Raw genomic sequence first — 22,655 nt, 5'->3', positions numbered from 1 at the left:
GGTGAATTTCAGCCCCGCTCTAAGAAAGCTGATCTGCGCTTGTCCATTCAAAGGGTCCCTCCATGGTCACCGCGATTCGATAGACGTCCGGCCGGAAGCTGGACTCGGAATACTCCATAATCCCGCCTTCCCAGTAGGCGGTCCGCTGAAACGTAAGGAGCGGATAGCCGGGAGCGACTCCCAGCAGACGCGATTCGAGAAAACCGGAACCGGCCGAGGATATCGTTTCCTCCACCTTTGTAACAGTGAGTCCGTAATTTTCCTGCAGACAGCGGTACAGAATGAAGAATTTCCCGCTGTGCTGCTCCAGGCCCGGGGCCAGAGGGCACGGCACATAGCTGGTGACGTAGGCAAACACCATATCATTTAAGCTTTTCATACGCTGAATCCTGTAGACTTCGGAGCCGACGGCTACGGAGAGGATCCCGGCGATCTTTATTTCCGCAGGTACCACATCGACGAGGGCTTCCTGAGTGATGATCTCCCCCTCCACCAGCGGAGCTCCCCGAAAATCGGTTATGTGATTAAAATTTCTGAATTCCTGGAAGGGATAAGGCCGCGACCATTTCTTGGGACTGATCACCTCCGTCCCCTTTCCCTGTGCGGATTTTACCAGCCCCTCCTCCTGCAGGAGGGCAATCGCTCTTCTTATAGTGGTGCGGCTTGCCGAATACAGCCGTGTGAGTTCATCCTCGGTGGGAAGAAGACTGCCTGCACCATAGTTTTCGGACGCAATCCTTTCTTTTATATCACTGTAAATTTCCATATATCTTAATTTGTTCTTACTCTGTATCATCGAAAATACCTCCATAAAATAAAAAGAGATGAATTACAAGAAAATAAAAGATATGATTTAAATACCTTTTATAACTCTATACATATCACAAAATAAATACAAACACAAGAAATAATGAGGGAAAAGCGCGGCAAAATCGATAAAATAGCAAAATCCATAAAAATAAATCGGCAAAATTGTGAAAAAATACCATTGAAAAATAGTGATAATATGGTAATCTTGTGTAAGATGAATTAGATATGAATTTGTACTTTAAATGTATCTTGCACATCAAAGAAGCCAAACACAGGCGGTCACAATCGTGATCAGAACAAGGAGGAAGGTATATGAAGCTGAAAAAAGTATTGGCAGTGGCTATGGCGGTGACCATGCTGGGCAGTCTGACAGCATGCGGAAGCAATGGGGGAAGCGGTGAAGCAGCGGCGGCAAAGGCACCGGCGGGAAAGGAAGCTTCGGCGGATGGATCTAAAACCGTCAACATTGCAATGACAACTACAATGGGGGACCTGGACCCGTTTGCACCGCCCACACAGGGACGAAATTTTCTGCGGTATGCAGTTTATGACAACATCGCCATATTTAAAGATTTCGGAACCAGCTGGGATCAGATGCAGTGGGTTTTGGCAAAGAACATTGAGCAGAAGGATGATGTGACCTTCGAGATCGAGCTTTACGACTACATACACGACGCGCTGGGGAATCCGATTCAAGCGAGTGACGTGGTGTTCTGTTTAAACAGCATTTCCGAATCGGGCAACTTCACGAGATTTACAAACTACATGGAATCGGCCTCTGTGATCGACGATAATCATCTGGAGGTTAAGCTAAAGACAACTACCGTGGGCGCTTTTGAATATATGCTGGCCCAGTGCTGTATCGTGAGCCAGAAGACGTACGAGGAACATAAAGATCAGTTTTCCACGAAGCCGATTACCTCAGGAGCCTATCAGGTGACAGAATGCGTTTCCGGTTCCTATTACGTGCTGGAGAAAAATCCGGATTACTGGCAGACGGAGAAGAGCTTAAGAAGCTATGCAGCCAGTGCATATGACCAGGGAGTGGACAAGTTTGTCTACAACATTGTCACAGAGGCCAGCCAGGCGACCATCGCCCTCCAGATGGGAGAGGATGACATCGTTACTGTCTGCAATAATGCAGAGATCGGTTACTTCATGAACCAGGACGGCACACCCACCGAGGGCTACAGTGTAAACAAGGTCTTATCCTCGGCCCCCATGCTCCTTGCATTTAACATGGATGAAGGCCAGATGTTCGACGGCAATCTGGCGCTGCGCCAGGCCATCTGCTACGCTATCAACCAGGAAGATATCATCGCTGGAGGCTTAAGAGGAAACGGAGAGGCGATCAAGGATTTAGGCGATAAGCTCTGCGGCGATTACAACCCGGAATGGAATGAGGAAGATTACTATGATTTCAATCTGGACAAGGCGAAAGCCATGCTCGAAGAAGCAGGATATCCGGGAGGAGTCGATCCGGCGACGGGAGCACCCCTTCATATCCGTCTTCTGATCGACCAGCAGTACAAGGATACCGCGGTGGTGATCCAGAGCCAGTTAATCGCAGCAGGACTGGACGTAGAGATCAATGCCTATGACAACTCTCTGCTTGCAACGTATCAGTACGACCCGGCCCAGTGGGATTTATACGTGTTCATTCAGGGAACCGAGTGCTACGTAACGAGTATTTACGACGGAATCTTTGACGCGGGCGCGGATGGGAAAGCTCCGAAGTGCTTCGTAAAGGATGAAACACTGCAGGGGCTGGTGGAAGCGGCCCATGAAATCAGCACGCACGGTGATGAGACGGTAGAGGCGCTCCATGATTACGTCCGTGACAACGCATACGCATACGGACTCTATCAGTCCTATACCTTCTCCGTAGGACGCGACACCATCGGTCTCGTCAATCACCCGTGGGGACAGCTGGTAGGACCGGCGTGCGACTATACGAATTTTAAGTGAGGTCTATTCTATGGGTAAATATATTGCAAAAAGAATTTTGTGGCTGATTCCGGTTATTGTGGGCGTGACCTTCCTGATCTTTACGATTATGTTCTTCATTCCAGGCGATCCGGTGGCCATCATGCTTGGATCCAGTGCAACACAGGCGGAGATTGAACAGGCGAGGGAGATGCTGGGCTTAAACGGCTCGTATCTCCACCGGTTCTGGAATTACGCCAGCGGAGTATTTTTACGCTTTGACCTGGGAACGTCCTTTCAGTACGGAACCAGCGTGACAGCCGATATGCTGACACGCTTTCCCAGGACATTTACGCTGGCCGTGGCCAGTATGCTGATTTCCATCTGTGTGGGGGTGCCGCTTGGGGTTATCGCGGCAACCCACCAGAATACGGTTTCCGATCGTGCTTCCATGATCGTCGCCATGTTTGGCGTATCCATGCCCTCCTTCTGGCTGGCGATTCTGCTGGTGCTTTTATTTTCCATGAAGCTGGGGCTGCTCCCCTCTTATGGAATCGGAGGACTGAAATTCTATATCCTTCCGGCCATCGCCAACTCCTTCGGCGGAATCGCCGGATTCGCCAGACAGACGCGGTCCAGCGTGCTGGAGTGCATCCGGGCGGATTATGTAACGACGGCGAGGGCCAAGGGAGTAAGTGAGAAGAAGGTCCTCATGGGGCATATTCTTCCGAACTCCATGATTCCGATTATCACCTACGCAGGCACACAGTTCTCCGGACTTTTAGGAGGTGCTATCGTCATTGAAAACGTATTTACAATTCCCGGAATCGGCACCTATATGGTGCAGGCAATCAATTACCGCGATTACGGGGCGGTACAGGGATCTGTCATCTTCTCGGCGATCACCTTCAGTGTGGTCATGCTGATCGTGGATGTCATCTACGCCTATGTCGACCCCAGAATCAAAGCCCAGTATGAGAATAAGCAGAGGAGTACAAAGAATGGGAAAAATAAAGAGTGAATCCATGTTTTCGATCTTTTTGAGAAGAATGGTAAAGCGGAAAGAAGCCATGTTCGGCCTGTCCATTCTGATTATCCTGGCGGTCCTGGCCATCCTGGCCCCCTATATCTGCCGCTATAACTACGCGGAAATGAATCTGCAGAATGCCTTTGCCCCGCCTTCGAGGGATCACTGGCTGGGAACGGATTCCATGGGCAGAGATATGCTTTCGAGAATCTTATACGGCGGACGCTTCTCCCTTTCGGTCGGTATCGTCTCCGTGGCCATCTCGGGAACCGGCGGACTGATCCTGGGCTCCATCGCCGGGTTCTTCGGAGGAAAGGTGGATAACTTAATCATGCGTTTCCTGGATATATTCCACTCCATTCCCCAGGTGCTCATGGCCATCTGCGTGTCCTCCGTTCTGGGAGCCGGGTTCTTTAAGACGGTTTTGGCGGTAGGAATTGCAGGTATCCCTAACTTTGCCAGGACGATCCGCGCCAACATCCTGGCCATCCGCGGACTGGAATACATAGAGGCGGCGGAGTCCATCAACTGCAGAAATGCGAGAATCATCTTCCGGCACGTCATCCCCAATGCGATCACGCCGTTCATCGTCCACTGCACCCTGGCAATCGCCGGCGGCCTGATCGTCTCGGCGACATTAAGCTATATCGGTCTCGGCGTTCAGCCGCCGCTTCCGGAGTGGGGAGCCATGCTGTCCGACGCCAGATCCTATGTGCGGCAGTACCCGTATCTGATGATCTGTCCCGGCGTATTTATCATGATTGTCGTCATGTCGTTTAACCTGATCGGGGACGCGGTCCGTGATGCGCTTGATCCGAAGCTGAATAAGTAACTCATAACAAAGAGGTGTTTATATGAAAAATGAAAAGATCGAAACAGATTCCTTCCTGTCGGTAAAGGATCTGGTCGTGGAATATACGATGGAGGGAGAAGTCGTACATGCGGTGAGCAGCGTCTCCTTTCATCTGGAAAGGGGAAAGACGCTGGCGCTGGTTGGAGAGACGGGAGCCGGCAAGACTTCCATCGCAAAGGCAATTTTGCGCGTCCTTCCCGATCCGCCTGCCAGAGTGCCGTCCGGAAGCGTGTATTTAGACGGCGTGGATTTGCTGCAGCTGAAAGAGGACGAGATGCGGAAGGTCAGGGGAAATAAGATATCCATGATCTTTCAGGACCCTATGACAGCGCTTAACCCGGTCAAACGGGTGGGAGAGCAGATCGCCGAGGGAATCCGGCAGCATCAGAAGATAAGCCGGGCGGAAGCCTTAAACCGTGCCTGCGACATGCTGAACATGGTAGGCATCTCGGATGACCGCGTAAACGATTACCCGCACCAGTTTTCAGGCGGAATGAAGCAGCGGGTGGTCATAGCCATGGCGCTGGCCTGCAGCCCTGATCTGCTGCTGGCGGACGAGCCGACCACGGCTCTGGATGTGACGATTCAGGCCCAGGTGCTGGAGATGATCAAGGCGCTGAGAGACAAGATGAATACGGCCATGATCATGATCACCCACGACCTGGGAGTCGTCGCCGACGTGGCGGACGACGTAGCGGTGGTCTATGCGGGAGAGATCATTGAGTACGGATCGAAGGAAGCCGTTTACGGCAATCCTTCCCATCCTTATACGCAGGGGCTTTTTGGCGCGCTGCCGGATTTGAGCAAGGAAGTCCGCAGGCTGAATCCCATCGAGGGCCTGCCGCCGGATCCCGTCCATCTGCCCGAAGGCTGTTCGTTTCACCCAAGATGCCCCCATGCCACGGAAGAATGCAGAAAACATACGGTTCCCTTGCGTGAATTGGAACCGGGCCACTTGACGCGCTGTTTAAAAGCCGGTGCTGTTCAGAAAAAGGAGGATTGACATGGAAGCGTTGATCGAAGCACGAAATTTAAAAAAACATTTTGATTCTCCAAAAGGAAAAGTACATGCGGTGGACGATGTATCCTTCAAAATTATGCCGGGCCGCACCATGGGCGTGGTCGGCGAGTCCGGCTGCGGCAAATCCACTCTGGGGCGGACGATGATCCATCTTCTGCAGAGCACGGAGGGCTCGATTTACTTCGAGGGAAAAGACGTGACAAAGGTGAAGGATAAGGAGCTGATGCGGCTCAGAGAGAAAATGCAGATCATTTTCCAGGATCCGTACGCCTCCTTAAACCCGCGTATGACAGTAAAAGCCATTATCCAGGAACCGCTGATTCTGTCGAAGCGTTTCTCGGACAGAGGCTCCTTGGAGGCGGAGACCGTCCGGCTCATGGATCTGGTGGGAATAGAAGAGCGTCTCAGAAATGCATATCCCCATGAATTGGACGGCGGACGCCGCCAGCGTGTAGGAATCGGCCGGGCGCTGGCCCTAAATCCGAAGTTTGTGGTATGCGACGAGCCGGTATCCGCCCTGGATGTGTCCATTCAGGCGCAGATTCTGAATCTGCTCATGGATTTACAGGATGAATACCATCTGACCTACATGTTTATTACTCACGACTTATCGGTCGTACGCCATATTTCCCATGATATCTGCGTCATGTATTTAGGCCAGCTGGTGGAGACGGCGCCCTCGAAAGAGCTGTTTGAAAAGCAGCTGCACCCGTATTCTAAGGCGCTGCTCTCCGCGATTCCGTCGGTGGATATCCATGCGAAGAGAGAGCGGATCATCTTAAAAGGGGAGATCACTTCCCCAGTCAATCCGAAACCAGGCTGCAGATTCGCCTCCCGCTGCCCCTACGTGTGCGGCAAATGCCACGAGCCGCAGCATCTGGAGGAACTGCTGCCAAACCATTTCGTTTCCTGCTGCCGCGCCGGAGAAATCAATGGTCTTTAACGTTACCGGCAGAAGGAGGAGACTTGAAATGAGCAGTAGTATAGCACTGAAAACAGGCAAAACAGAAGAAAAGGTCCCTGATAAAATATGGAACGCCTCCTTTATCAGTGTATTTATCGCCAATATGCTGATGTTCATGGGGCAGCAGATGATGAATACCCTGGTGGCGAAGTACGCCAACCATCTGGGAGCCGCGCCCATCATCGTGGGTCTGGTGACCAGCGCGTTTGCTTACACGGCGCTGATCTTCAAGATCTTTGCAGCGCCTGCCATTGATACGTTTAACAAACGGTATATTCTGGTATGCGCCATGCTGGTCATGGCGGCGTCCTATGCCGGATACAGCTTTTCCGGGTCCATCCCGGTGCTTCTGGCCAGCAGGCTGCTTCAGGGGGCCGGGCAGGCGTTCTCGGCCACGTGTTGTCTGGCGCTGGCCACGGACACGCTGCCTCCGGACCGTCTGGGAACCGGTATATCCTATTTTTCCCTGGCCCAGGTGATCTGTCAGTCCATAGGGCCCACCATCGGTTTGTCGCTGTCCAGAACGATCGGCTACCATTACACGTTTATGATCGGCGCGGTTACCATGTGCCTGGCGGCGGTGGCGGCCAGCCGGATCCGCAACAAGCACGTCAAAGCCGTAAAACGGTACAGTATTTCCCTGGACAGCATTATCGCCAAGGAGGCGATACTCCCCGCCGTGCTGATGTTTTTGCTCTGCATGGTTTATTACAACATCACAACCTTCCTCGTCATTTACGCGGAGGAAAGGGGATGCGGCATGAACATCGGGTACTTCTTCACAGTCTATGCCGTGACGCTCCTGGTGACCAGACCGGTGATCGGCAGATTCGGCGATAAACACGGTCTGGTAAAGATCTTTATTCCCGCCATGTTCTTCTTTGCACTGGCATTTTTACTGATCAGCTTCGCAACCAATATCTGGATGTTTTTGCTGGCGGCCTTTGTCTCGGCGTTCGGATACGGCGCCTGCCAGCCGTCGGTACAGACGCTGTGCATGAAATGTGTACCAAAGGAAAAGCGGGGAGCCGGCAGCTCCACCAACTACATTGGCCAGGATCTCGGAAACCTGGTGGGACCGCTGATTGCGGGATCTCTTGCAGGCCGTTTCGGCTATGCGGCCATGTGGAGAATCATGATCATCCCGGTAGCATTGGCACTGCTTATTGTGCTCGTGTTCCGAAACAGAATTCATTCAGCCGGTCAGGCGAAAGAGGAGGCAGTTTGATGAATCGAAGAGATTATTGGTCTCCGGAGACGAATCCGGAGACAGGGGAGAAGTTTGCCAGAGTGCTGGAATATTTCCATACCGCCCATAACGGCAGCGCGGATATTGACAGCATGATTGACAGTCCATACGGGGAAGAATGCGCCAGACGGATGCAGCTCCGTTTTAAATACGAACACGACGCCATGGGCGAGGCCGCAATGGAGTATTACAGGGCCTGCGGCCTAAAGAAAGAGATGTACGACGGTGATGATTACTACGCCCGCTGGGTGATCCTGACACCTCTGGAAATGGAGACAGAGGAAGGCAGAAAGAAGAAATATCCGATCGTCTTCTATAACCACGGCGGCGGCAATTCCATTGAGTGTGAGGAATTTTCCCTTGGCTTTGCCGAGCTGGCGGGGAGAGATAAATTCATGGTGGCCTATTTGCAGAATACCAACTGGGAGAATTTTGAGCGCGTGCTGGATTTCATCGGCCGGAAATACCCCCTGGATCGGGAGCGCGTCTATCTCTGCGGCTATTCCCAGGGCGGTTACCAGGTTACCTCCACCTATTTCCGAATTCCGCAGAAGCTGACGGCAGTGGGACCCTGCGGCAATGATATCTACAGGGAATACGATAATTTCAACGTCCCCTACACACCGGAGGAAATACAGAACTTAAAGGACGCCCTGGTACCCCTCATGCAGGTGGTAGGCGTGTGCGAGGCCTCCAGCTTCGTTCCGGTCAATGACTGGAAGCCGAGAAAGGACTGGGGGAGAGAATGCAGTGGGGAGACATATCTGGATGACCGGCGCGACGACTCGAAGGACCCTACCCGGATTCACGGCGGCCGCCGAAGATTCAGCGATATGCCGGTTCCGCCTGAGGGCGAGGACAAGCACGAATGGATGATCCGTCGGCTGAACATGCGCATGGATACCCTGAACTGCGAACCAAGAGACGCTAAGACGTGCATTTCCTATCAAAATACACCGGAAGACGAGCTCCACCACGTCCTGGGATTCTATGGGGATAAAGAGGAGATTGCCTGGCACTATGGTTATAAATACTACACGCTGAATATCTGGAACCGGGATAGCATTAACGCGTTCCGCTATGTTGCGGTGGAAAATAATCCCCACTGGCCGCCGGTTCTCATGGCGGAGCTGCTGTGGGACTTCTTCAGACAGTTCCGGAGAGACAGTGGGACGGGGAGGATTGTGGAAGAGGAGTATTGCTATAATCGGGATTAAAAGATTTATGAGAGTGGCCCGAAAGTCAGAAACAGATGTATTTTAAGGTCTGAAACTGGCTTTTCTGGCACCTCTTTTTTTATTTTCTTCTATATAAAAGATGGATAAGAAAGCGGGAAGGTTATAAAAAGATCACAGCCAGGCAGAAAAATCTTTTGATAGTAAAATTAATACAAATATGGTAAAATAGAGCAACCATAGTATGTCCTGGAGCTTTGTTAAACAGACCGGGACAAAAAAGGACAGCATGGCAGAAAGGCAGGAAAGCGGACTGTGAAGGAAAATAAATACGATGATGAGTCATTTTTTAAGAAATACAGCGAGATGGAACGCTCGAAGCAGGGCTTAAAAGGGGCCGGAGAGTGGTCTGAGTTACAGAAAGTTCTCCCTGAATTTAACGGGAAACGGGTTCTGGATCTGGGCTGCGGTTATGGCTGGCACTGTCTGTATGCCGCTCAGAATGGAGCGCGGTACGTTCTGGGAACAGATATTTCCGAGAAGATGCTGATCGCTGCCAAACTGAAAAATAGTCATGAGGTGATTGAATACCGCTGCAGTGCCATGGAGGAACTGGATTTCCCAGACGGATCCTTTGACATCGTGATCAGCTCGCTGGCGTTTCATTATGTCAGGGACTTTAAGCCGCTTGTCCGAAAGATAAGCAGTTGGATGGCTCCGGAGGGAGCATTTGTATTTTCTGTGGAACATCCGGTGTTTACCTCCCGCGGGGATCAGGACTGGTATTATGACGAAGAGGGGAAGATTCTTCATTTCCCAGTGGACCGCTACTATTATGAAGGTGAGCGGGCTGCAGTATTCCTTGGCGAACACGTGACCAAATACCACCGGACACTGACCACATATTTGAATACTCTGCTGGTCAACGGATTCGCGTTTAAGAATATCATCGAACCTCAGCCGCCGGAAGAGATGATGGACATTCCGGGGATGAAGGATGAGATGAGGCGGCCGATGATGCTGATTATAGCAGCGCAGAAAAAGTAAAAACAGCCCGTTTGGAAAACATCATATAGAAAACATCACAGAGAACACCCTACAGTATAATCATAAAGAGATCATATAAGGAAACCGTACACAGGAAGAAGGGGAAACAATGGCTTCAGAGGATGAACTTTTTGCCGAGTTTGGCGCAGATGCCGGCATGTTTTACAGCGCTCTGGTCAGAAGCACGGATAATTATATTTATATTATTAACATGAAGACTGATGTCGCACTGGTATCCCCGAATATGCAGAAAGATTTCGAGCTGGAAGGAAGACTGGTGCCGGGACTCGTTTCCGTATGGGGGGATCTGATCAACCCCAAAGACTTCAAGCGGTATTCCAGATCGATCGAGGCGATGCTGAACGGTGAGACCGATGTGCACGACGTGGAATACCAGGTGCTTAACCGAAAGGGAGAGTATGTCTGGGTATGCTGCCGCGGTGTGCTGAAGAGAAATGATGAGGGCGAGCCGGTTATTTTTGCCGGAGTGGTCACGGATCTCGGCAGCAAGGGCAAGATTGACTATACGACAGGGCTGTTTACCAACCGGGAGTGTGAGAAGGAAGTTGACCGGATTTTTGAAAATGAGGAAAACGCAGAAGGCGGTATCCTGCTTTTGGGACTGGACGATTTCGTGAGAATTAATGATTTAAACAGCCACATCTTTGGTGATGCAGTGCTGCGCCAGTTTGCGCAGAGCGTTCAGCAGCTTCTGCCCTCCGAGGCGGCCATGTACCGCTTTGACGGCGATGAGTTCGCCATCGTTTATCCCGGCGCGGGGGAAGAGGAACTGCGGGCGCTGTATCAGAAGATACACGCTTACTGTAACCGGCCCCATAAGATCGACGGCAGCTCGTATTTTCTTACGGTGTCCGTCGGCGTAGCCATAATGGGAAAAGACGGCAGCGGCTATCAGGAGCTTTTGACCTGCGCGTTAAGCGCTCTCGAGGTGTCCAAACAGAATGGAAAGAATACGGTCACATTCTTTTCCCAGGATATGATGCACACCAGAAGGCGCGCGCTGGAGCTTTCCAGCCGTCTTCAGCTCAGTGTGATGAACGGGATGGAATCATTTCACCTCGTCTATCAGCCGTTTGTGCATTCGGAGACGCTGCGGGTCTCTGGCGCCGAGGCGCTGCTTCGGTGGTCCTGCGAGTCTTACGGAGTGGTTTCACCGGTTGAATTCATACCGCTCCTGGAAGCCTGCGGCCTGATTGTGCCGGTCGGAAAATGGGTTCTGGAGGAGGCGGTGCGCACCTGCAAAAAGTGGCTCCGCTATCAGCCTGATTTTATTATGAATGTAAATATTTCCTATCTGCAGATGCTCGATGAGTCGTTTATCGATTTCGTGAGACAGCTTCTGAATCAATACGATCTTCCGCCCGCCCACATCGTTCTGGAACTGACGGAGAGCTGTTTCGTCACAGATATGGAGGCGTTAAAAGAAGCCTTTAAGCTTCTGCGGAATTTGAATATACAGATTGCCATGGACGATTTTGGAACCGGATACTCTTCTCTGGGCATGCTGTCCCAGTCGCCGGCTGATATCGTGAAGATCGACCGCCTGTTTATTACCGCCATCGGGGATGAAGAGAATGAATTTAACCGGTCATTTATCGGTTCGGTTATCCAGCTCTGTCACAGAGTGGGGATTTCCGTATGCGTGGAAGGCGTGGAACGGAAGAATGAGCTGGACACGGTCTGTTCCCTGGAGGCCGACTGCATTCAGGGATATTACATATCCAAACCACTGCTTCTGGAGGACTTTGAAAAGAAATTCTGGGATGTGTGATTTATTTAACGAACGTTAAGAAAGAGGGGGCTGCTGGCAGGTCTCTTCTTTTTTATCAGAACAATAAAATATATTTTACGTAAATAATGGTAAATTTGGTAAAAACTTTAGAAAATTATAAGAATTTATTGTTGTAAAAGATTATGAGATACCATTATAATGGGGGAGAATGGAGCGAGATATTAATCAGGAGGAAAGAGACGTATGAAAGACGAATTCAACCACGTGGAAATAGACGGTAAAGAGGCGGACGATATCCAGGTAAAGATGGATGATGTCGTGGCCGATGCTGAGGCATTTGCAGCGGAAGAGAAAACCGTTCAGCCGGAGCGGAACCGGAGGGGCGGGGCGAAGCCTGTACCGGTGATGGAAGAACCGATGAGCGATGAGGATTTTAACGAAGAACTGAAAGAGCTCATGGAAGAAGACACTTCCGGCAAGAAGAAAAAAAAGAAGAAGAAAAATGGAGAAAGAGGACGCCGTAAAAAATGGAGCGGCAAGAAAAAAGTCCTCGTTGGCGTCGGCATCGCGGTGGTGGTTATTTTCGGAGCCTCCAAGGTGATGGGCGGGGGCAAGGCGCCCCAGATGATGGCATCCACATTCCCTCTGACCAGGGGCGAAGTGGTGGAGATGCTTTCCGTCAGCGGTCCCGTCGAGGGAACGGACAGTGTGGAGGTGGTATCCAACTTACACGCGGAGATTCTGGAGATCCCGGTAAAAGAGGGAGACCGTGTGGAAAAGGACCAGCTGCTCGCCACTCTGGATGAGAAGGATGCGAAAAAAGAGGTTGATATCGCTCAGAATGCCTATGACCTTGCAGTTACTACATATAATGAGAAACAGATCGAGGCTGAGAACGGCTATGCCAAGGCAAAGCAGGATTACGATGCCGCCAAGGCCAATTACGACAGAACAAATGTGCTGTTCCAGTCAGGAAGCGCCTCCCAGCTGGAGCTGGAGACAGCTTCCGACGCACTGAACAACGCACAGCGCGATTTAAAGACATTTACATTAAAAGACGGCAGACCGGTGGCCAATGAATCGTATTCCCTTCAGATTGAGAATGCGGCTTTCGAACTGGACCAGAAGAAGGAACTGCTGGAAAATACGCGTGTGACCAGCCCAATTGCCGGTACGGTGGTCCGGGTCAATTGTAAGGTAGGCCGTTTTGCGGATAAGACCGATGACGACAAGCCGATGTTCATTATCGAGAATCTGGACGTTCTGGAGATGAAGATCAATGTCAGCGAGTATTCCATCGGCAAAGTCCAGATCGGCCAGCCGGTAGAGATCAGCGCGGATATCTTAAACGGCGAGGTTGTGAAGGGCGAGGTGACAGCCATTTCCCCGACTGGTGAGGAAAAAGGAAACGGTTCCACGGAGCGCGTGATCCCGACGACGGTCCGCATTATTGACCAGAATACACGGTTGATTGCAGGCATTACTGCGAAGGCAAAGATCGAACTGCAGAAGGCGGAGGATGCGTGGGTCGTTCCGGTTTCCGCTCTGCTTCAGCAGCCGGATGGCAGCACCGCAATCGTAACGATAGAAGACAACATCGCCCATATGATCCCTGTGACCACCGGAGTTGAGAGTGATATTCAGGTGGAAGTGATCCCGGCGGAAGAAGGAAAACTGACCGAGGGAATGCAGATCGTTGAGACACCGGCGGCAAATCTTACAGACGGCATGACCGTTGTAGCTGTTCCGGCCGCACAGTAAAGGAGGAAGCAATATGTGGAAAAGGGAAAAAAGGCTTCCTTCCTGCATGACCGAGAATGTATCGGATGACCTGATCCGGCTGGTGGATATGGTGAAGATATACGATACCGGATCCATCAAGGTTCTGGGCCTGAAACGAATCAATCTGACCATTAAGCGGGGAGAATTTGTGGCGATCATGGGACAGTCCGGATCCGGAAAATCCACCCTGATGAACATTCTGGGGTGCCTGGACCGTCCGACCATGGGCCATTACTACCTGGACGGAATCGATACGGCTGACATGAGCCCCGACGCGCTGTCTGCGATCCGGAACAGAAAGATCGGCTTCGTATTTCAGTCCTTTAACCTGATTTCGAGAACATCGGCGCTGAAGAACGTAGAACTGCCCATGACGTATGCACATAAATCCAAGAAAATGCGGGAACAGCGCGCGCTGGAGCTTCTGGAGCGCGTGGGTCTGGGAGAGCGGTATGAACACATGCCGAACGAACTCTCCGGCGGACAGCGGCAGAGAGTCGCCATAGCCAGGGCGCTGGCCAATGAACCGCCGCTGATTCTGGCAGATGAGCCGACCGGTAACTTAGACACCGCGTCTTCCGTGGAGATTATGGAGCTGTTTTCCAGGCTGCACAAGGAAGGCGCCACGGTCGTTGTGGTTACCCATGAGGAAGACATCGCCGCATTTACGGAGCGGATTATCCGGTTCCGGGATGGGCAGGTGGTGAGTGATAAGAGAAATGTTCCGAAGGAGCTTACGGAAGAGGAAGCAGTTAAAATGAAGAAAGAAGGGACGCCATGCTGCTAGAAAATATGACCATGGCGCTCCATGCCATCCGGTCTAACAAGATGCGCTCTTTCCTTACCATGCTGGGAATCATCATCGGTATCGCGTCGGTGATCGCCATCGTTTCCGTCGGTGACAGCATGCGGTCCCTCTATGCGGATGCCTATAAAAACGTGGGTGTGAACCGGGCGATCGTGATGGTATCCTGGCGTGTCGATGATTTTCGAATGAGCGATTATTTCACCCTGGACGAACTGGACCGGGCGAAGGAAGTGTTTCACGACAAGATCTCCTATATGGACAGCGACGCCTATGCCAGCACCGAGGCAGTTTATGGAAGAAACAAGGTAAAATACGAGTTCCAGGGGATTGATTACAATTATACGAAGGTGCAGCCCACGAACATTATTTACGGCCGTGAATTGAGCGAGGCCGATGTAAGAGGACGCAGGAATAACGTCGTGCTGGAAGACAAGGGGGCGGAGCAGCTGTTCGGGACAGCTAACTGTGTCGGCAAAACGTTCCGTATGACAATCAATAAAACCACCGAGGAATATACGGTGGTAGGCGTCTACCGCAAGGATTTGTCGCCTCTGGAGGCGATGATGATGGGGAACGGCCAGACGCAGTCGGGCTTTATGCCCTATACGATTCTCACCCGACCCAGCGATTATTTTCAGGATTTGAACTTCTATGTGAAGGACGGCGTGGACATGAAGACATTTCTGCCTGAGATTGCCCGCTACGTTGCAAAGATAAAAGGAAGGCCGGTAACGGATATCATGACCCAGTCTGTCGTGGAACAGATGGGAAGCGTGGACAGTGTGCTTGGCGGAATGTCTGCCGCGGTAGGCGGTATTGCAGCGATTTCCCTGCTGGTAGGTGGCATCGGTATCATGAATATCATGATGGTATCCGTGACGGAGCGTACCAGGGAGATCGGAATCAGGAAGGCTCTGGGGGCCCGCACCGGCGATATCATGATGCAGTTTTTGACAGAGTCGGCGCTCATGTCGGCCTGCGGAGGCGTGATCGGAATTCTGCTGGGAGTGGGGATTGTCATGATCGGTGGAAGCGCCATGGGGATGGTCCCTGTTGTGAAGGTGTCCGTAATCATTGTGGCGGTCGGATTTTCCGCCCTGGTTGGAATCTTCTTTGGCCTGTATCCGGCATCAAAGGCGGCAAAGGCCGATCCTATCGATGCGCTGCGCTATGAATAGGGAAGGGAGAGACCATCATGCTGCTTGAAAATATGTTTATGGCACTGCATGCCATCAAAGCGAATAAGATGCGTTCCTTTCTCACCATGCTGGGAATCATCATCGGTATCGGTTCGGTGATTGCGATCGTGTCCATCGGCGACACCATGCGTTCCATGGTAGCCGATTTATATGCCAATGTGGGTATGACGCGGGCCATCATCTATATCTGGCCCTCCGACGGCGGAGATATGCGGGACAGCGATTACTTTAATTTAGAGCAAATGGAACGGATTAAAGAAGTTTTTCATGACGATATTGAGTATATGGATACCAACGCCTTCTACAGCAGTGAAGCGCTGTTTGGCCGGAAAAAAGTGAAATTCCAGTTCCAGGGTATCGATTACAATTATCCTGACGTACAGAAGATCAACATTTTATACGGACGGAATTTAAATGAGGCTGATATCAAGGGGCGCAAAAAGAATGTAGTTTTGGAAGTGCAGGGCGCGCTGGAGCTCTTCGGAACGGAAAATGCCGTTGGCAAGACGCTGCGGACCACGGTCTATGGCGAGACAGACGATTATAATGTAGTCGGAGTCTATAAAAAGGAGATGACGCCGTTCGAAGCGATGATGATGTCCATGATGCCGGGGCAGACGAAGGAGGGATTTATCCCGTACACAATCCTTTCGTGGCCCAACGATTATCTGTTCCAGCTGAACTTTTATGCGAAGGAAGGGACGGATATGAACGAACTGTCCGGGCGTATGGTCCCTTATCTTGCAAGGCTTAAGGACCGGCAGCCTGCGGATGTGACATTTTATTCTGCACTCGACGAGATGAAGGGGAACGACAGCATGATGAGCAGCCTGTCCGCCGCTGTAGGCGGGATAGCAGCCATTTCTCTGCTGGTCGGAGGAATCGGAATCATGAATATCATGCTGGTGTCCGTAACGGAAAGAACCAGAGAAATCGGAATCAGAAAGGCCCTTGGGGCGAAGACGCGGGATGTTATGATACAGTTTTTGACGGAATCCGCGATTCTGTCCGCATTGGGAGGCATTCTCGGCGTGGTGATCGGCGCGGGGCTGGTCATGGGCGGCGGTGCAATGTTCGGGATTTCTGTGGTAGTGAAACCCCAGGTCGTCGTCGTGGCGGTTGGCTTTTCCGCTCTGGTCGGCCTGTTCTTTGGCCTGTATCCGGCGTCAAAGGCGGCGAAAAAAGACCCGATCGACGCGCTGCGGTACGAATAAAAGTTTTCGAAATCATGAAGAAATAAGTGTAGGTGGCCGGGGATTTTCCTGTATTTTACAGGGGTGTCCCCGGTTTTGAACTTTACAAAATTATAAAAATCTCCAGATGGGTCTCGCCAAGTAAAAAGTTCTATGCTATAATAAGATGATATGTTATGGTGTATTGAGGAGAGCCTATGCTGAGTGAAGAAAAAATCAAAATCATGACGAACCTCGCCATGTTCGAGAAAAAAGAGGGGAACAGGATATTTCCCGTAAACCGGTATTTTAAAAGTGATTATATCAGCAGCAAACTGCTGCGTTCCTTTTTCAGTTATACCCTGAGTTTCCTTTTGGGCCTTGTCTTGTGGGTGCTCTGTGATATTGAGAAGTGGCTGAATGTCATGTGGATCGAGAGCCTCATTGAACTGGGCATGAAGGTGGGCGTGATCTATCTGGCCGGACTGGTGGTCTACCTCATCATAAGCCTGTGCATTTATGCGAGGCGATACGACTACGCGAGCCGCGGGATGAAGGTCTATATGGCAAAACTGAAGAGGCTGGACAAACGGTATGAAGGTAATTCCAGACCCGGAACGCGGACTAAAGGAGGACGGACCCAATGATGAGTCTTCTTGTTTTCAAGGAACGATTAAAGGAATTTTATGCAAAGTTTGACATTTATATCACGCCGGTAATCAAGTTTGTATATAGTTACCTTGCGTTCTGGCTGATGAACCGGAATATCGGTTTCATGGCAAAACTCACGAATCCGCTCGTTCCTCTGGTGCTGGCGCTGGCGTGCTCGTTTCTGCCATACAGCGCAATAAGCTTTCTGGCTGCGGCATTTATGCTGGCCCACTTATGGGCGGTATCCTTTGAGGTTACACTGGTTATGGCGGTGTTTGTCCTGGTGGTTGCGCTTTTGTACTATGGCTTCCATCCCGGTGACAGCTGTCTTTTGATCCTCACACCGATCTTTTTCGTATTGAAGATTCCGTACGCGATTCCACTGATTGTCGGCCTTTCAGGCGGCATGATTTCCGTGATTCCGGTGGGCTGCGGCATTTTTATCTATTATACGCTTCTGTATGTCAAACAGAACGCGGGGGTTCTGACCAATGAGATATCAGCCGATATGATGCAGCGTTTTTCTCAGATCGTGAAGAGCCTCTTCGGCAATAAGCTGATGTTAGTGCTGATTGCGGCTTTTGCGGCTGCGATCATTGTAGTGTTCATTCTTAAGAATATGTCTTTCGACTACTCCTGGATCATCGCTATTGTGGCGGGAACCATCGCCCAGCTGGTGGTGATTTTTATCGGAGATATTACCATGGATGTATCAGTTCCGGTAAGTGAGCTCATTATAGGAGTGGTGGTTTCTTTAATCCTGTCGGGGATTTATACGTTTTTCGTCTTCGCAGTGGATTATTCGCGGACCGAGTACGTTCAGTTTGAGGATGATGATTATTATTATTACGTGAAGGCGGTGCCGAAGATGACGGTGAGCACGCCCGACGTAAAGGTTCAAAAAATAAATGCCAGAAAACTCCAGAGACCACAGCGTTAGGCGAAACTGGAAAAAGGGAGGTGGACTTTCGTGGCAGATATTATAGATGGATTATATTTCTGGGTTTCCTTCTTACCAAGGATAACCAAGACGAATCTCGTTGAGATTATTATCATAGCGATACTGCTTTATGAGCTGCTTGTCTGGATTATGAATACGAGAGCCTGGACTCTCTTAAAAGGAATTCTGTTAATACTGTTTTTCTATGTGCTGACCTATATCTTCCGTCTTGATAATATCAAGTGGATTTTAAATACGATAGCGACGCCGGCGGTGACGATGGCGATCGTGATCTTTCAGCCGGAGCTTCGAAAGGCGCTGGAACAGCTGGGAAGCAGAAACCCGCTTACAGGAATTCTTACCTTTGATGACGGAAAGGACAATTCTGCATTTACCGACCGGACGATCAACGAACTGGTGAAAGCTACTTTTGAGATGGCCAAGGTAAAGACGGGAGCGCTTATGGTGATTGAGCGCGGCGACTCCTTAAAGGAGATCGAACGAACCGGCATTGAGATTAACGGTCTGGTGTCAAGCCAGCTTTTGATTAATATATTCGAACACAACACACCACTCCACGATGGGGCGGTGGTCATACACGGTAACCGGGTGGCGGCTGCGACATGCTACTTACCGCTGTCCGACAACATGTCCATCAGCAAGGAACTGGGAACGAGGCACCGTGCCGCGGTTGGCGTCAGCGAGGTGACAGACAGTCTGACCATCGTGGTCTCTGAGGAGACGGGGCGTGTCTCTGTCGCTTCGGAAGGCGGATTAAAGCGCGCGGTTGACGCGGATGCGCTGCGGGAACTGCTTATGGATATTAAACACGTGGAAGGAGAAGGCAGCAGATTTAAGATATTGAAGGGAAGGCGGAAAAATGAAGGAAAAATTGCTAAATAATCTCGGCCTGAAAGTCGTTTCTCTCGTTCTTGCCTTTGTTATCTGGATGGCGATTGTCAACATCTCCAATCCCGTTGTTTCCGGACAGCCGTTTACAATTCCGGTGGATGTCCGTAATAAGGAAATCCTGGATAATGCCAATCTGACGTATGAAATTATCGGCAAGGACAGCGTTACGGTGAGCTACCAGGTAAACACGAGAAACAGCTCGCTGTTCCGGGAATCCGATTTCAGCGCGTATATTGATTTAAAGGACTATAACGATGTGACAGGCGCGGTGCCGGTCACCATAGAGGTCAACAAAAACAAGGTATCCCTGATCAGAAACGGGGAAGTGACGGCGAAGCCAATGGTTCTCCATGTGAAAACGGAAGCCATGCAGAATAAGAAATTTGACTTAAAGGTGAATTACGTAGGAGAGGTGGAAGACGGTTACGCGTCAGGAATTACCACACTGTCCTCTGATTACGTGGTGGCGCGTGCGCCGGAATCCGTGATTGGCAAGATTGCGTCGATCGGTATTGAGATTAACCGGGAAGGTGCAAACGCGGACTTAGATGGCTACGTAACGCCCATATGCTATGACGCCAACGATAAAGAACTGACGGATCTCGGAGACGAACTGACGATTACTCCGGAAAGCATCCATTATAACATGGCGATCCTGAAGGCCAAGGAGCTGACTCTGAATTTCGAAGTGAAGGGAACCGTGGCTCCCGGCTACCGGTTCACAGGAGTGGAGAGCGACTTGAAAGTCGTTCCCGTGGTTGCGACGAAGTCAGTGCTGGCTTCTGTCAATGCGCTTTCTGTTGTCGATGACAAGCTTACCATCGACGGAGCGACTACAGACAAGGTGATCCATCTTGATCTGAACGATTATCTGCCTCCGAGCACGACGATCGCACCGAATGCCCAGAGCCAGGTGACGGTTACCTTAAAGGTAGAACCGCTGACTACAAAGTCCTACACTCTTAAGCTGGCCGATTTAGCCAGCAGTGGTTCAGACCCTGATTATGAGTATACCTTCAGCAAGGACAGCGTGGATGTGACGGTCAGGGGGCTGAAGGAAGATTTGGATACACTGGATATCAAGGATTTGAATGCCGCGCTCGATATGACTGGCCTGGAGCCCGGAACCCATGCAGGTAAGCTTACCTTTGAGGTGGGAGAAGGGTTTGAAGTGGTGAATTATTCTGACTTTGAAGTGACGGTTGTCTCTGATAACGAGGATGAAAGTGACGGTCCTGGACAGACGACAGCTGACCAGGAGACGGATGAACCAGCAACCGCCGGTACTTCAAAAAAAGCAGCAGAATAAGAATCAGTAACAATGTGTGGAGGGATAGAATATGGTCAGTGCTAAAGTTGTCATAAAGAATCCTACCGGTCTTCATTTACGGCCGGCGGGGATTCTTTGTAAGGAAGCTATGAACTTCAAGTCTTCGGTGAATTTCCGTTTTAAGAATACCACCGCCAATGCAAAGAGCGTGCTCAGTGTATTGGGCGCCTGCGTAAAAAGCGGCGATGAGATTGAATTCGTCTGTGAGGGAGTGGACGAAAAAGAGGCTCTGGCTGCCATGGTTCAGGCTGTCGAAGACGGACTGGGCGAATAAATCTATTTTATAATTAATAAGGAGGTCTTGTTATGATGAAAGGAACAAGCGCATCTGCAGGTATCGGCATTGGGAAAGCCGCTATCGTGGAAGAGACAGAACTGGTGATTAAGAAGGAGACGATCTCCGACGCAGCAGCTGAGAAGGAACGTTTTCATGCGGCCCTAAATCAGGCGATGGAGGAGACGGATGCTCTGGCTAAGGATCTGGCTACGAGAGTGGGAGAGAAGGAGGCCGAGATTTTAAACGGCCATTTAATGCTTCTTTCTGATCCGATGCTGACAGGCGAGATTGAGAACACGATCGCAGGGGAGAATGCGTGCAGTGAATACGCGATCGAGAATGTCTGCAATATGTATGCCGATATGTTCGCATCCATGGGAGACGAGCTGATGCAGCAGAGAGCAACCGATATGCGTGATATCAAGACACGTATGCAGAAGATCTTACTCGGTGTCAGTTCTGTGGATATCGCCTCGCTGCCGGCGGGCAGCATTATCGTTGCAAAGGATTTAACCCCATCCATGACAGCCGGCATCAATCCGGACAATGTATGTGGTATCGTAACGGAATTAGGCGGAAAGACCTCTCACAGCGCGATCCTGGCAAGAGCCCTGGAGATCCCGGCAGTGGTTGCAGTAGAGGGCTTCTTAAATAATGTAAAAGACGGAGATACTGTGGTTCTGGACGGATCGGAAGGAATCGTATTCGTGAATCCGGAGGAAACGGTTACTGCGGAATATGAGACAAAGAGAACCGCTTATTTAAAAGAAAAGAAGGAACTGGACCAGTACATCGGCAAGCCAACTGTAACGAAGGATGGTGTGACCATCGAACTGGTGGCCAACATCGGCAAACCGGAAGATGTGGACAAGGTTCTTCAGTACGACGCGGAAGGCATTGGCCTGTTCCGTACAGAATTCCTGTTTATGGACCGGAACTCCATGCCGACCGAGGACGAGCAGTTCGAGGCGTACCAGAAGGTAGCCATTGCCATGAACGGCAAGCCTGTGATTATCCGTACACTGGATATCGGCGGCGACAAAGAGATTCCATATATGGGATTAAAGAAAGATGAAAATCCATTCCTGGGCTACCGGGCCATCCGATTCTGCCTGGACCGCAGGGAAGATGTATACAGACCGCAGCTTCGTGCGCTTCTGCGCGCAAGTGCGTTCGGCAATATCAAGATCATGGTTCCGATGGTAACATGCCTGGAGGAATTCCGGGAAGCGAAGGCTATGATCGAAGAAGTGAAAGCAGAGCTTGATTTAAAGGGAATCGCCTATAAGAGAGATATCCAGGTAGGTATCATGGTGGAGACCGCAGCCGCGTCCTTAATGGCCGATGCGTTCGCGAAGGAAGTGGATTTCTTCAGCATCGGAACAAACGACTTAACACAGTACACCATGTCGGTAGACAGAGGAAATGACAAGGTATCCTACCTTTACTCCCCGTTAAACCCGGCCGTACTCCGCAGCATCCGCCACATCATCCAGTGCGGCCGCAAAGAGGGCATCATGGTAGGCATGTGCGGCGAAGCGGCCAGCGATCCGCTGATGATACCGCTGCTGCTGGCCTTTGGCTTAAATGAGTTCAGTATGAGCGCTTCCGCAGTCTTAAACGCAAGAAAGCTGATCACAGGCTACAGCATCGCAGAACTGCAGGCAATTGCAGATAAGGCAATGTCGTTTGTGACAACCAAAGAAGTTGAGGCATACATGCGCGAACTGCAATGAGCAGTGCGAAAAAGAGCGAAGGA

General features: G+C 50.8%; 20 protein-coding genes. 19 read left to right on the top strand and 1 reads right to left on the bottom strand.

What is annotated here, in order from left to right; all coding sequences use genetic code 11:
- Positions 1-19 precede the first annotated feature (19 nt).
- A complete protein-coding gene (locus DFR60_RS06695; RefSeq protein WP_167437533.1) occupies positions 20-796 on the bottom strand; it encodes a GntR family transcriptional regulator in 777 nt (258 codons plus the stop codon).
- Between the two features lie 326 nt (positions 797-1,122).
- Here DFR60_RS06695 and DFR60_RS06690 point away from each other — a divergent pair, with 326 nt between their 5' ends.
- The 19 genes from DFR60_RS06690 to ptsP all read left to right on the top strand — a co-directional run bounded on the left by DFR60_RS06690 (position 1,123) and on the right by ptsP (position 22,632).
- On the top strand, positions 1,123-2,778 hold the full coding sequence (locus DFR60_RS06690) for an ABC transporter substrate-binding protein (RefSeq protein WP_110322206.1): 1,656 nt from the start codon (positions 1,123-1,125) through the stop codon (positions 2,776-2,778).
- A 10-nt stretch (positions 2,779-2,788) separates the two neighbouring features.
- Complete coding sequence (locus tag DFR60_RS06685; protein WP_110322205.1) at positions 2,789-3,757, top strand: ABC transporter permease; 969 nt, start codon at positions 2,789-2,791, stop codon at positions 3,755-3,757.
- Positions 3,738-4,595: an ABC transporter permease gene (locus DFR60_RS06680; protein ID WP_110322204.1), complete on the top strand. Its 858-nt coding sequence runs from the start codon at positions 3,738-3,740 to the stop codon at positions 4,593-4,595. Before DFR60_RS06685 ends, DFR60_RS06680 begins: the two co-directional genes overlap by 20 nt.
- A 22-nt stretch (positions 4,596-4,617) precedes the next feature.
- Positions 4,618-5,619: an ABC transporter ATP-binding protein gene (locus tag DFR60_RS06675; RefSeq protein WP_110322203.1), complete on the top strand. Its 1,002-nt coding sequence runs from the start codon at positions 4,618-4,620 to the stop codon at positions 5,617-5,619.
- A 1-nt stretch (position 5,620) separates the two neighbouring features.
- Positions 5,621-6,580 carry an ABC transporter ATP-binding protein gene (locus DFR60_RS06670; RefSeq protein WP_110322202.1) on the top strand — a complete coding sequence of 320 codons (960 nt, stop codon included), beginning with the start codon at positions 5,621-5,623 and terminating at the stop codon, positions 6,578-6,580.
- A gap of 28 nt (positions 6,581-6,608) precedes the next feature.
- The gene (locus tag DFR60_RS06665) at positions 6,609-7,829 is read left to right on the top strand and encodes an MFS transporter (protein ID WP_110322201.1); all 1,221 of its coding nucleotides are present in this window, start codon (positions 6,609-6,611) and stop codon (positions 7,827-7,829) included.
- On the top strand, positions 7,829-9,067 hold the full coding sequence (locus tag DFR60_RS06660) for an alpha/beta hydrolase family protein (protein WP_110322200.1): 1,239 nt from the start codon (positions 7,829-7,831) through the stop codon (positions 9,065-9,067). Before DFR60_RS06665 ends, DFR60_RS06660 begins: the two co-directional genes overlap by 1 nt.
- Before the next feature lie 273 nt (positions 9,068-9,340).
- Positions 9,341-10,072 carry a class I SAM-dependent methyltransferase gene (locus DFR60_RS06655; RefSeq protein ID WP_110322199.1) on the top strand — a complete coding sequence of 244 codons (732 nt, stop codon included), beginning with the start codon at positions 9,341-9,343 and terminating at the stop codon, positions 10,070-10,072.
- Between the two features lie 109 nt (positions 10,073-10,181).
- Positions 10,182-11,864, top strand: coding sequence for a bifunctional diguanylate cyclase/phosphodiesterase (locus tag DFR60_RS06650; protein ID WP_110322198.1), 1,683 nt, complete (start codon positions 10,182-10,184; stop codon positions 11,862-11,864).
- A gap of 204 nt (positions 11,865-12,068) precedes the next feature.
- Positions 12,069-13,586 carry an efflux RND transporter periplasmic adaptor subunit gene (locus DFR60_RS06645; RefSeq protein WP_110322197.1) on the top strand — a complete coding sequence of 506 codons (1,518 nt, stop codon included), beginning with the start codon at positions 12,069-12,071 and terminating at the stop codon, positions 13,584-13,586.
- 13 nt (positions 13,587-13,599) lie between these two features.
- Entirely contained in the window at positions 13,600-14,394 is a 795-nt protein-coding gene (locus DFR60_RS06640) for an ABC transporter ATP-binding protein (RefSeq protein ID WP_110322196.1), read from the top strand.
- On the top strand, positions 14,385-15,593 hold the full coding sequence (locus DFR60_RS06635; RefSeq protein WP_055658668.1) for an ABC transporter permease: 1,209 nt from the start codon (positions 14,385-14,387) through the stop codon (positions 15,591-15,593). The genes DFR60_RS06640 and DFR60_RS06635 overlap by 10 nt, the downstream gene beginning before the upstream one ends.
- A 17-nt stretch (positions 15,594-15,610) precedes the next feature.
- Positions 15,611-16,828 (top strand): ABC transporter permease, encoded by a 1,218-nt coding sequence (locus DFR60_RS06630; protein ID WP_110322195.1) that lies wholly within the window; start codon positions 15,611-15,613, stop codon positions 16,826-16,828.
- Positions 16,829-17,004: 176 nt separating this feature from the next.
- Positions 17,005-17,433, top strand: coding sequence for a hypothetical protein (locus tag DFR60_RS06625; RefSeq protein WP_055658672.1), 429 nt, complete (start codon positions 17,005-17,007; stop codon positions 17,431-17,433).
- Positions 17,430-18,377: a hypothetical protein gene (locus DFR60_RS06620; protein ID WP_002603146.1), complete on the top strand. Its 948-nt coding sequence runs from the start codon at positions 17,430-17,432 to the stop codon at positions 18,375-18,377. Before DFR60_RS06625 ends, DFR60_RS06620 begins: the two co-directional genes overlap by 4 nt.
- A gap of 30 nt (positions 18,378-18,407) precedes the next feature.
- A complete protein-coding gene (cdaA, locus tag DFR60_RS06615) occupies positions 18,408-19,280 on the top strand; it encodes a diadenylate cyclase CdaA (RefSeq protein WP_110322194.1) in 873 nt (290 codons plus the stop codon).
- Positions 19,258-20,598, top strand: a complete 1,341-nt coding sequence (locus DFR60_RS06610) for a CdaR family protein (protein WP_110322193.1) — start codon at positions 19,258-19,260, stop codon at positions 20,596-20,598. The genes cdaA and DFR60_RS06610 overlap by 23 nt, the downstream gene beginning before the upstream one ends.
- A gap of 31 nt (positions 20,599-20,629) precedes the next feature.
- Complete coding sequence (locus tag DFR60_RS06605; RefSeq protein WP_002603149.1) at positions 20,630-20,893, top strand: HPr family phosphocarrier protein; 264 nt, start codon at positions 20,630-20,632, stop codon at positions 20,891-20,893.
- Positions 20,894-20,925: 32 nt separating this feature from the next.
- Positions 20,926-22,632 (top strand): phosphoenolpyruvate--protein phosphotransferase, encoded by a 1,707-nt coding sequence (gene ptsP, locus DFR60_RS06600; protein ID WP_110322192.1) that lies wholly within the window; start codon positions 20,926-20,928, stop codon positions 22,630-22,632.
- Positions 22,633-22,655: the final 23 nt, after the last annotated feature.

Source organism: Hungatella effluvii, from assembly GCF_003201875.1.
Taxonomy (GTDB): domain Bacteria; phylum Bacillota; class Clostridia; order Lachnospirales; family Lachnospiraceae; genus Hungatella; species Hungatella effluvii.
Note: the sequence above shows the minus strand (reverse complement) of the source record. Positions and strands in the feature narration are given on the sequence as shown.

Excerpts from the sequence above, each read along its gene's own strand:
- DFR60_RS06675 (WP_110322203.1), top strand. The coding sequence starts at position 4,618 with ATGAAAAATGAAAAGATCGAAACAGATTCCTTCCTGTCGGTAAAGGAT.
- DFR60_RS06630 (WP_110322195.1), top strand. The coding sequence starts at position 15,611 with ATGCTGCTTGAAAATATGTTTATGGCACTGCATGCCATCAAAGCGAAT.
- DFR60_RS06690 (WP_110322206.1), top strand. The coding sequence starts at position 1,123 with ATGAAGCTGAAAAAAGTATTGGCAGTGGCTATGGCGGTGACCATGCTG.
- DFR60_RS06645 (WP_110322197.1), top strand. The coding sequence starts at position 12,069 with ATGAAAGACGAATTCAACCACGTGGAAATAGACGGTAAAGAGGCGGAC.
- DFR60_RS06610 (WP_110322193.1), top strand. The coding sequence starts at position 19,258 with ATGAAGGAAAAATTGCTAAATAATCTCGGCCTGAAAGTCGTTTCTCTC.
- DFR60_RS06625 (WP_055658672.1), top strand. The coding sequence starts at position 17,005 with ATGCTGAGTGAAGAAAAAATCAAAATCATGACGAACCTCGCCATGTTC.
- DFR60_RS06685 (WP_110322205.1), top strand. The coding sequence starts at position 2,789 with ATGGGTAAATATATTGCAAAAAGAATTTTGTGGCTGATTCCGGTTATT.
- DFR60_RS06620 (WP_002603146.1), top strand. The coding sequence starts at position 17,430 with ATGATGAGTCTTCTTGTTTTCAAGGAACGATTAAAGGAATTTTATGCA.
- DFR60_RS06660 (WP_110322200.1), top strand. The coding sequence starts at position 7,829 with ATGAATCGAAGAGATTATTGGTCTCCGGAGACGAATCCGGAGACAGGG.
- DFR60_RS06695 (WP_167437533.1), bottom strand. The coding sequence starts at position 796 with ATGATACAGAGTAAGAACAAATTAAGATATATGGAAATTTACAGTGAT.
- DFR60_RS06680 (WP_110322204.1), top strand. The coding sequence starts at position 3,738 with ATGGGAAAAATAAAGAGTGAATCCATGTTTTCGATCTTTTTGAGAAGA.
- DFR60_RS06670 (WP_110322202.1), top strand. The coding sequence starts at position 5,621 with ATGGAAGCGTTGATCGAAGCACGAAATTTAAAAAAACATTTTGATTCT.
- ptsP (WP_110322192.1), top strand. The coding sequence starts at position 20,926 with ATGATGAAAGGAACAAGCGCATCTGCAGGTATCGGCATTGGGAAAGCC.
- DFR60_RS06635 (WP_055658668.1), top strand. The coding sequence starts at position 14,385 with ATGCTGCTAGAAAATATGACCATGGCGCTCCATGCCATCCGGTCTAAC.
- DFR60_RS06665 (WP_110322201.1), top strand. The coding sequence starts at position 6,609 with ATGAGCAGTAGTATAGCACTGAAAACAGGCAAAACAGAAGAAAAGGTC.
- DFR60_RS06640 (WP_110322196.1), top strand. The coding sequence starts at position 13,600 with ATGTGGAAAAGGGAAAAAAGGCTTCCTTCCTGCATGACCGAGAATGTA.
- DFR60_RS06605 (WP_002603149.1), top strand. The coding sequence starts at position 20,630 with ATGGTCAGTGCTAAAGTTGTCATAAAGAATCCTACCGGTCTTCATTTA.
- DFR60_RS06650 (WP_110322198.1), top strand. The coding sequence starts at position 10,182 with ATGGCTTCAGAGGATGAACTTTTTGCCGAGTTTGGCGCAGATGCCGGC.